Raw genomic sequence first — 8,356 nt, 5'->3', positions numbered from 1 at the left:
CCTGCAGGCAGGTGATGGCCCGGGCGAGGGCGCGCCGCTCCCCCGCCACCACGGCGTCGGCCGGCACGGGCTCGGCGGCCAGGTCGACGTCGCACTCGCGGACCAGTTCGTTGATCATGCCGGGCAGGCCGAGCCGCTGCCCGTCCTCCGGGGAGAAGATCCGCACGCCGGCGTCCGACAGCCGCGCGATCTCCTCGTGCACGATGACGCCGCCGCCCCCGCCGAACACCTTGACGTGCTCGGCGCCGGCCTCCTTCAGGCTGCGCGACAGGTACTCGAAGTACTCGACGTGGCCGCCCTGGTAGGAGCTGATCGCCACGCCCTGCGCGTCCTCCTCCAGGACCGCGTCGACGACCTCCCGGACGGAGCGGTCGTGCCCCAGGTGCACCACCTCGGCGCCCTGGGACTGCAGGATGCGCCGCATGATGTTGATGGCCGCGTCATGGCCGTCGAACAGCGCCGCCGCCGTCACGAAGCGCACCGGGTGCACCGGCGCGTGCAGCTCCCGCGTCACCGTCTCCACCTCAACCCTTGGACATCCAATATTTGGAAGTTAAAATAGTTTCCGTGCGCGACGCAGTCAAGACCGAATACGGTGGCCCGGTGTCCGACATGCCCGATCCCATCGCCGAGGCCCACCGCCAGTGGAGCGGCCGCTGGCCCGAGCACGCCGACCGCATGGCGGCCGTCACCTCGGTGATGCGGGCCCAGCAGATCCTGCTCAGCCGGATCGAGGCCGTCCTCAAGCCGTACGGGCTGACGTTCGCCGCCTACGAGGCCCTGCGCCTGCTCGCCTTCGCCCGCACCGGGACCCTCCCCATGGGCAAGATGGGCGCCCGCCTCATGGTGCACCCCGCGTCCGTGACCAACGTGATCGGCCGCCTGGAGCAGAGGGGTCTGGTCGGCCGCCGCCCCTCCCCCGACGACCGCCGCGTCGTCCTCGCCACCATCACCCCCGCGGGCCGCGACCTCGCCGAGGAGGCGACGCTCGCCCTCAACGAGTCCGGCTTCGGCATCGCCGGCCTCCCCGCCGCCGAGGCCGCCGACATCACCACCGCCCTGCGCCGCGTCCGCATGGCCACCGGAGATCTGGACTGATCCAGGAGAACCAGCGCCCCCCGGACGGCGGCGGGGCGTGTGGCACCTTGGGAAGATGACGAGCGAGACGGTCTTCACCTATGGGGCGCCGCAGCTGAAGTTCGGGAGCGGGGCCGCGGACGAGATCGGGTTCGATCTGGCGCAGTTCGGGGCGCGGCGGGTGCTGGTCGTCACCGACGCGGGGGTCGCGGCGACGGGCGGGCCGCGCCGGATCGCGGACGCGATGAGGGCCTACGGGGTCGAGGCCGCGGTGTTCGAGGGCGTGCGCGTCGAGCCGACGGACGCGAGCATGCGCGAGGCGGTCGAGCACGCCCGCGCGACCGGCCCCTACGACGCCTATGTGGCGGTCGGGGGCGGGTCGAGCATCGACACCGCGAAGGCCGTCAACCTCCTGACGACCAACGAGGGCGATCTCACCGACTACCTGAACCCGCCCGTGGGGGCGGGACGGGCGCCGGAGCGGCCGCTGCTGCCGCTGGTCGCCGTCCCCACGACGACGGGCACCGGCGCGGAGAGCACGACGGTCTGCGTCCTGGACGTCCTGGACCTGCGGGTCAAGACCGGCATCAGCCACCCGCGGCTGCGGCCGGCGCTGGCCGTGGTGGACCCGGAGCTGACGATGTCGCAGCCGCCCGGCGTGACCGCGTCGGCGGGGATGGACATCCTGTGCCACGCCCTGGAGAGCTACACCGCGCGCCCCTACGACCGGTACGAGCGCAAGAGACCCGAGGAGCGGGTGCCGTACTGCGGGGCCAACCCGGTGTCGGACATGTGGGCCGAGAAGTCGCTGAGCCTGCTGTCGCGGTCGTTCCGCCGGGCCGTCGCGGACGGGGACGACCGGGACGCGCGCACCGACATGGCGCTGGCGGCGACGTTCGCGGGGCTCGGGTTCGGCAACGCCGGCGTGCACATCCCGCACGCCAACGCCTACCCCATCGCGGGGCAGGTCAAGGACTTCCGGCCGGACGGCTACCCGGACGGGGAGGCGATGGTCCCCCACGGCATGTCGGTGTCGCTGACCGCGCCCGAGGCGTTCCGGTTCACCTTCGAGGCGCGCCCCGAGCGCCACGTCCGGGCCGCGGAGCTGCTCGACCCGCGGATGGAGCGGCCGGACGACCCGGCCGAGCACCTGCCCCTGGCGGTGCTGCGGCTGATGCGCGACATCGGCATCCCGGACGGGATCGGCGGCGTCGGATACGGGGAGGGTGACATCCCCGCGCTGGTGGAGGGCGCGATGAAGCAGCAGCGGCTGCTGGCGACCTCGCCGCGCCCGGTGGACGAGGAGGCCGTGGCCGGGATCTTCACCCGGTCGCTGCGGCTGTGGTGACTCAGCGGGCGCGGACCCAGGCGTCGACCAGGTCGGCGGCCTCGGGCCGGGAGTCCGGCAGGTAGTGGGTGTCCCTGATGCGGTGGAGGGTCCGGTCGGACGCGGCGAGGGCGTCGAAGATCGCGCGGGCGTCGCTCTCGTAGACGCACTCGTCCGCCGTGGCGTGCACCACCAGTGACGGGACGGTGATGCGCGCCAGGTGCGGGGCGGCGGTGCACTGCGAGGTGCGCAGGCTCCACATCGACAGCCAGGAGCGCAGCGTGCACAGCGAGCCGATGCCGAACACGCCGTAGTTGGCCTTGGCGGGGTCGCCGAGGTAGCAGCGGTTGGGCTCGCGGTCGGACGGCTCGATGGCGGGGTCGACCATCCGCAGGTCGGCCCAGGTGCGGTGCACGGTGAACAGCGCGTCGCGGGCGCGGGTGCCCTTCAGCGCGTCCAGGCGGGCGAGGACCCGGTCGGTGATGCGCTCGTTGCGGGCGCGCTGGGCGGCGCGGTAGCGGGCCTGGAACTCCGCGCTGTACGGGGGGCCGTTGCCGGGGTCGAAGGGGTCCAGGGACGGGTCGACCGACAGCGGGTCGGTCTCGTCGGTGACCGAGGGGTCCATCCAGGCGGTGAGGACCTCCGGGCGGCCGGAGTGGGCGGCGAGCGCGACGAACAGGTCCCCGGCGGGCAGGTCCTCGATGGCGGCGACCGGACGCATCCCCGCGACGGGCGTGACGTTGGGCTCGACGGCCTGGGACTGGTAGGCGGCCATCAGCGAGCCGCCGCCGGAGTTGCCGAGCAGGACGATCCGCTCGGCGCCCGCCCGTTCGCGCAGCCAGCGGACGCCCTCGCCGATCTCGGCGAGGGCGTGGTCGAGCAGGAAGTACGCCTCGTTGCCGCGGAAGCGGGTGTTCCAGCCGAGGAAGCCGTGGCCGCGGGCCGCGAGGTGCTCGGCGAGGTAGTGCTCGGAGAAGTCGACGTTGTAGTGGGCCGCGATGAACGCGGTCTTCGGGGCGGCGCCGGCGGGGCGGTGGTAGATCCCCTGGCACGGGTGGCCGCCCGCGCCCGCCCTGCCGGCCAGGGGCGACGGCAGCCCCACGAACTCCCTGACGATCTCGCCCATCCGGCGCCTCCCGGCCCGTTACCGAATCAGGTTCTGATCCTAGGGGGGTATGGCCTCCCCACGGCCACCCACCGCCTGGACGTGCTGATCCATCCCATATGCTGCGAATCACATCCGTTGTGTCGCAAGGAGGCGTGATGGCGGATTCGCCGACGATGACGTACGGCGGCTATCTGAAGCTCGACGACCTGCTGTCGTGCCAGGAGCCGAAGACCCGGGCGCACGACGAGCTGCTCTTCGTGATCATCCATCAGGTCTACGAGCTGTGGTTCAAGCAGATCCTGCACGAGGCCGCGCTGCTGCAGCGCCGGCTGGAGGAGGGCAACAGCGCGGGGTCGCTGCACACCGCCCGCCGCATCGCCAAGATCCTCAAGACCGTGGTCGGGCAGCTGGACGTCCTGGAGACGATGACGCCCCGGCAGTTCGCCTCGTTCCGCGACGCGCTCGGCAGCTCCAGCGGCTTCCAGAGCGAGCAGTTCCGCGAGATCGAGGCCGTCCTCGGGCGGCGCTCCTTCCCGGCCTCCGACCTGCGCGGCGACGAGCGGCTCCAGGCGGCCGTGTCCCGCCCCTCGGTGTTCGACTCGCTGCTGCGCTACCTCGCGGGGCGCGGCCACCCCGTGCCGCGCGAGGCCCTGGAGCGGGACATCTCCCGGCCGTGGGAGCCCGACCCCGGGGTGCAGAAGGTCCTGCTCGCCGTCTACGCGGACGAGTCCGGGCCGGCCGCCGAGGTCTGCGAGGCGCTCGTCGACGTGGACGAGGGCGTCCAGGAGTGGCGGTACCGGCACCTGAAGATGGTCGAGCGGACGATCGGCGCGAAGATCGGCACGGGCGGGTCGGCCGGCGCCGACTACCTGCGCAGCACCCTGTTCGCCGCCGCCTTCCCCGACCTGTGGGAGGTCCGCTCCCAGACCGAGGAGGTCCCCGTCCATGGCGGCTGAGGGCGGCGAGCGGGTCGCGATCGTCGGCGCTGGCCTGGCGGGCTGCCTGCTCGCGGTGCTGCTCGGCCGCCGCGGCATCGCGGTGACCGTGTACGAGCGGCGCCCCGACCCGCGCGTCGCGGGCGCCGAGCGGGGACGCTCGATCAACCTGGCGGTCTCGGCGCGGGGCCTGGCCGCGCTGGAGCAGGTCGGCCTGCGCGACCGGTCGCTCAAGCAGGCGCTGCCCATGCACGGGCGGATGGTCCACCCCCTGTCGGGGGCGCGGAACTTCCAGCCCTACAGCGCCGACGGGGAACGCGCCATCAACTCCATCAGCCGCGCCGAGCTGAACCGGTCCCTGCTGGACACCGCCGAGTGCACGCCGGGGGTCACGCTGCGGTTCTCCCAGCGCGTCACCGGCGTGGACGTCGAGGCCGGCGCCCTCCTGCTGGAGGACGCGGCCCCCGAACCCGCCGACGTCGTCCTGGCGGGGGACGGCGCCTACAGCGCGGTCCGCCGGTCGCTGCGCCTGGACGAGGACGCCGACTTCCTGGAGCACGGCTACAAGGAGCTGACCGTCCCGCCGAAGGACGGCGGGTTCGCGCTCGATCCGGACGCCCTGCACATCTGGCCGCGCGGGACCTCGATGATGATCGCGCTGCCGAACCTGGACCGCTCGTTCACCTGCACGCTGTTCTGGCCGAAGGAGGACTTCGCCGCCCTCGACACCCCGGAGAAGGTCACCGACTACTTCGAGCGCCACTATCCCGACGTGGCGGGCCTGATGCCGGACCTCGCGGACGACTACGAGCGCAACCCGGTCGGGTCGCTGGTGACCGTCCGGTGCTGGCCGTGGACGCGGTCCGCCGAGGGCGCCGTGGTGGCGCTGCTGGGCGACGCCGCGCACGCGATCGTGCCCTTCTTCGGGCAGGGCGCGAACTGCGCGTTCGAGGACTGCATCGAGATCGACCGGTGCCTGACCGAGACCGGCGGCGACTGGGCCCGCGCGCTGCGGCTCTACCAGGGGCGGCGCAAGGCCAACACCGACGCGATCGCCGAGATGGCGCTGGACAACTTCGTCGAGATGCGCGACCGGGTGTCCTCGCCGGTCTACCGGGCGAAGCAGGCGGCGACGCACGCGCTGGAGCGCCGCCTGGCCGGACGCTACGTCTCCCGCTACGAACTGGTGTCGTTCTCGACGATCCCCTACGCGCGGATCCCGGCGCGGATCAGGCGGCAGAACCGGGTGCTAGCCGCGGCCGCCCTCGGCTCCGCGGCGGCCCTCGGCCTGGGCCTGCGCGCCCTCGTCCGGCGGCGCTGACGCCGGGCGGCGGCCGGCCGCCAGATCGGCGACGGCCGCCGCCAGCGCCGCCAGCACGAACCCCAGCACGACGATCAGCCCGTGCCGGAAGGCGGCCGCCCACTCCCCGCCGGTCCCGCCCAGCGTGGCGAAGAACACCGCCCCGACGGCGGCGATCCCCATCGCGGTGCCGACCCGCTGGCCGGTCTGCAGGACGCCCGCCGCGCTGCCGCCCTCGGTGTAGTCCACCTCCGACAGCGTGATCGTCTGGTTCGGCGAGATGACCAGGCCGGTGCCGAGCCCGGCCACCAGCAGCGGCGCCGCGGTCGCCCAGGCCACGCCGGCGCCGGGCCTCAGCTCGACGGCGAGCCACGCCGCGCCGAGCCCCACGAGCACCAGGCACAGGCCGGCGGCGACGAGGGGGCGGCCGAACCGGGAGACGACCCGTCCGCCGAGCGCGGACGCCACACCGGACCCGACCGCGAAGGGGGTGATGGCAAGCCCAGCGCCGAGCGCGCTGTAGCCGAGGCCGTTCTGCAGGTAGAGGGTGAAGATGAAGAACACCGCGGTGAACCCGGCGAAGTACAGCAGCGCGATCGCCGTGCCCAGCGTGTAGGAGCGGAGGCGGAACAGCGCGAGGACGACCATCGGCGTCCGCGCCCGGCGCTCCCAGGCCGCGAAGGCCACCAGCAGCGCGGCGCCCGCGGGGATCAGCAGCCACTTCAGGGCGCCCCGCCACTGCTGCTCCTGGACGAGCGGCAGCAGCACGCACAGGACCCCCGCGCCCAGCAGCAGCACCCCGAGCGGGTCCAGGCCCTGCCGCTGCCCGTAGACCGGGGCGGGCAGCAGCCGCCACGCCAGGACCAGCGCCGCGATCCCGACGGGGATGTTGACGTAGAACACCCACCGCCAGCCCTCCGCCGACCCGGCGATCGCGATCAGCCCGCCGCCGAGCAGCGGGCCGACGGCGGTGGCGACCCCGATGACGGCGCCGAGCGCCCCGAACGCCCGTCCGCGCGCGGCACCCCGGAACAGCTGCTGGATGAGCCCGGCGACCTGCGGGTTGAGGATGCCGCCCGCGACGCCCTGCACGAGCCGGGCCAGGACGAGCAGCAGGATCGTCGGGGCGATGCCCGCCGCCGCGCTCGCCGCCGTGAACAGGGCGAGCCCGGACATGAAGACCGCCCGGCGGCTGCGGGCGTCGCCGAGCCGCCCCGCCGGGACGAGGACGAGCCCGAACGTCAGGGCGTACCCCGACAGGATCCACTGCAGCTGGGCGTCGGACGCGTGCAGACCCGCCCGGATCGACGGCAGCGCCACGTTGACGATGCTGACGTCCAGCAGCGTCATGAACGCAGCGACAAGGCAGACCGAGAGCGCCTGCCAGTTCCGCCGCCGCTCCCCCAGATCCCGGGCGTCCGCGCCCTCTGCTCGCACGGCGGGGTCCTATCCGAAGACCACCAAACCCAAACGTGGCCCAGAGACACCGTCCACGCGGACCTCGACCAACGCAGCAACCACCAACAACCTCAACGGTTGCGATCGCGTCCGAAGGCAGATTTCGAGCGAAGCAAGAATCTGATCGCGCAGCGAGCCGCAAGGCGAGACGGAGCGATGCCAGCGATCGCCCGCATTGCTCGACGATGGAGGGCCGCCAGGCCCGAAGGAGGAGAGCACTGCCATGAACACTGCCATGAACACTCCCCTAGGCTTCCCTGATGACCGACTCCGATGCGGGAACCGGCCCCGAAGAGTTGCAGTGCTCCGCCAAGGGGTGCCGTGCCGACGCCGTGTGGGCGCTGCGGTGGAACAACCCGAAGATCCACACGCCGGACCGGCGGAAGGTCTGGCTCGCCTGCGACGAGCACCGCGAGAGCCTGTCGGCGTTCCTGTCCCGCCGGGACTTCCTGAAGGACGTGGTGCCGGTCGCGGAACGCGACGAGCCCTCCGGGCGCGGTTAGGCGTCGTCGAGGACCGGCTCGCCGGCCTGCTCGGGCACCTCGGTCCGCCAGCCCTCGGCCATCTCGGTCAGCCGCGCGGCGGCGTCCCGCGCGGGCACACCGCGGCCGACCGCGAGGCCGAGCAGGTAGGCCGTCAGCGGCGCGCCGGGCCGCGCGACATTGTGGGCGACGTCGCGTGCGAGGTCCAGGACGAGGCCCTGGTCGACGTCCCCGCGCTCCAGACCCAGTTCGAGGCACGCCGCGCTGAGCCAGTCCTCTAGGACAGACATGGGTTCCCCCTTCGAGCATGGTGCTGGTGGTGTGCCCACTCTCGCACGATCAAAGCAGGCGCTCGGCGGCGGCCAGTTGTTCGGGGGTGTCGCAGTCGTACCAGGCCGGGCGGACGTCCGGGGGCAGGGCGACCGGCACGGGGTCCAGGGGGCCGAGGAGGCCGCGCAGGGACGCGCCGTCGTAGGCGGCCAGCGCCGTCCGCAGGGCGCCGGCGCGCCAGCAGCCCGCGAGCCACTGCTCGCGTCCGTCGCCGTCCACCAGGACGGCCCCGTCGCGCTCCGCCGCCGCCTCCAGCAGCGCCGCGAGGTCCGCCATCGACGCCGAGCGCTGGCTGCAGGACCGGGACGCCGCCGAGACCGTCCCGCAGGCCTGACCGCC

The 8,356-nt window shown here is 73.4% G+C and carries 9 protein-coding genes and 1 pseudogene; 5 read left to right on the top strand and 5 right to left on the bottom strand.

What is annotated here, in order from left to right:
• A partial coding sequence (locus AB0K37_RS38290) for a cobalamin-dependent protein (RefSeq protein ID WP_363990037.1) occupies positions 1 to 514 on the bottom strand: 514 nt, incomplete at its 3' end.
• 98 nt (positions 515 to 612) lie between these two features.
• On the opposite strand from AB0K37_RS38290, the gene AB0K37_RS38285 reads away from it, so the two are divergent.
• Both AB0K37_RS38285 and AB0K37_RS38280 read left to right on the top strand, forming a co-directional pair.
• Complete coding sequence (locus AB0K37_RS38285) at positions 613 to 1,098, top strand: MarR family transcriptional regulator (RefSeq protein ID WP_345181233.1); 486 nt, start codon at positions 613 to 615, stop codon at positions 1,096 to 1,098.
• A gap of 55 nt (positions 1,099 to 1,153) precedes the next feature.
• Positions 1,154 to 2,425: a hydroxyacid-oxoacid transhydrogenase gene (locus AB0K37_RS38280; protein ID WP_363990034.1), complete on the top strand. Its 1,272-nt coding sequence runs from the start codon at positions 1,154 to 1,156 to the stop codon at positions 2,423 to 2,425.
• 1 nt (position 2,426) lies between these two features.
• Here AB0K37_RS38280 and AB0K37_RS38275 read toward each other — a convergent pair whose 3' ends face one another.
• Complete coding sequence (locus tag AB0K37_RS38275) at positions 2,427 to 3,530, bottom strand: alpha/beta hydrolase (RefSeq protein ID WP_363990031.1); 1,104 nt, start codon at positions 3,528 to 3,530, stop codon at positions 2,427 to 2,429.
• Positions 3,531 to 3,667: 137 nt separating this feature from the next.
• Between AB0K37_RS38275 and AB0K37_RS38270 the strand changes: the two genes are divergently transcribed.
• Positions 3,668 to 4,468, top strand: coding sequence for a tryptophan 2,3-dioxygenase family protein (locus tag AB0K37_RS38270; RefSeq protein ID WP_363990028.1), 801 nt, complete (start codon positions 3,668 to 3,670; stop codon positions 4,466 to 4,468).
• The gene (locus AB0K37_RS38265) at positions 4,458 to 5,768 is read left to right on the top strand and encodes an NAD(P)/FAD-dependent oxidoreductase (protein ID WP_363990026.1); all 1,311 of its coding nucleotides are present in this window, start codon (positions 4,458 to 4,460) and stop codon (positions 5,766 to 5,768) included. Before AB0K37_RS38270 ends, AB0K37_RS38265 begins: the two co-directional genes overlap by 11 nt.
• Here the strand turns inward: AB0K37_RS38265 and AB0K37_RS38260 are convergent.
• Positions 5,697 to 7,184, bottom strand: coding sequence for a DHA2 family efflux MFS transporter permease subunit (locus AB0K37_RS38260; RefSeq protein WP_363990023.1), 1,488 nt, complete (start codon positions 7,182 to 7,184; stop codon positions 5,697 to 5,699). The two genes, AB0K37_RS38265 and AB0K37_RS38260, sit on opposite strands and share 72 nt — an antisense overlap.
• Before the next feature lie 281 nt (positions 7,185 to 7,465).
• Between AB0K37_RS38260 and AB0K37_RS38255 the strand changes: the two genes are divergently transcribed.
• On the top strand, positions 7,466 to 7,708 hold the full coding sequence (locus AB0K37_RS38255) for a hypothetical protein (protein ID WP_363990020.1): 243 nt from the start codon (positions 7,466 to 7,468) through the stop codon (positions 7,706 to 7,708).
• Here AB0K37_RS38255 and AB0K37_RS38250 read toward each other — a convergent pair.
• Both AB0K37_RS38250 and AB0K37_RS38245 read right to left on the bottom strand, forming a co-directional pair.
• Positions 7,705 to 7,977: a DUF6457 domain-containing protein gene (locus tag AB0K37_RS38250; RefSeq protein ID WP_363990018.1), complete on the bottom strand. Its 273-nt coding sequence runs from the start codon at positions 7,975 to 7,977 to the stop codon at positions 7,705 to 7,707. The genes AB0K37_RS38255 and AB0K37_RS38250 overlap by 4 nt on opposite strands.
• A 49-nt stretch (positions 7,978 to 8,026) precedes the next feature.
• Positions 8,027 to 8,356 (bottom strand): annotated as a pseudogene (locus tag AB0K37_RS38245) (hypothetical protein); the annotation flags it as partial.

Source organism: Actinomadura sp. NPDC049753, from assembly GCF_040674655.1.
Lineage (GTDB): Bacteria > Actinomycetota > Actinomycetes > Streptosporangiales > Streptosporangiaceae > Spirillospora > Spirillospora verrucosospora.
This window is presented reverse-complemented; position numbering and strand designations above follow the sequence as displayed.

Bases quoted from the DNA above. Each gene is read 5' to 3' on its own strand.
- AB0K37_RS38285 (WP_345181233.1), top strand. From the start codon at position 613: ATGCCCGATCCCATCGCCGAGGCCCACCGCCAGTGGAGCGGCCGCTGG.
- AB0K37_RS38280 (WP_363990034.1), top strand. From the start codon at position 1,154: ATGACGAGCGAGACGGTCTTCACCTATGGGGCGCCGCAGCTGAAGTTC.
- AB0K37_RS38275 (WP_363990031.1), bottom strand. From the start codon at position 3,530: ATGGGCGAGATCGTCAGGGAGTTCGTGGGGCTGCCGTCGCCCCTGGCC.
- AB0K37_RS38270 (WP_363990028.1), top strand. From the start codon at position 3,668: ATGGCGGATTCGCCGACGATGACGTACGGCGGCTATCTGAAGCTCGAC.
- AB0K37_RS38265 (WP_363990026.1), top strand. From the start codon at position 4,458: ATGGCGGCTGAGGGCGGCGAGCGGGTCGCGATCGTCGGCGCTGGCCTG.
- AB0K37_RS38255 (WP_363990020.1), top strand. From the start codon at position 7,466: ATGACCGACTCCGATGCGGGAACCGGCCCCGAAGAGTTGCAGTGCTCC.
- AB0K37_RS38250 (WP_363990018.1), bottom strand. From the start codon at position 7,977: ATGTCTGTCCTAGAGGACTGGCTCAGCGCGGCGTGCCTCGAACTGGGT.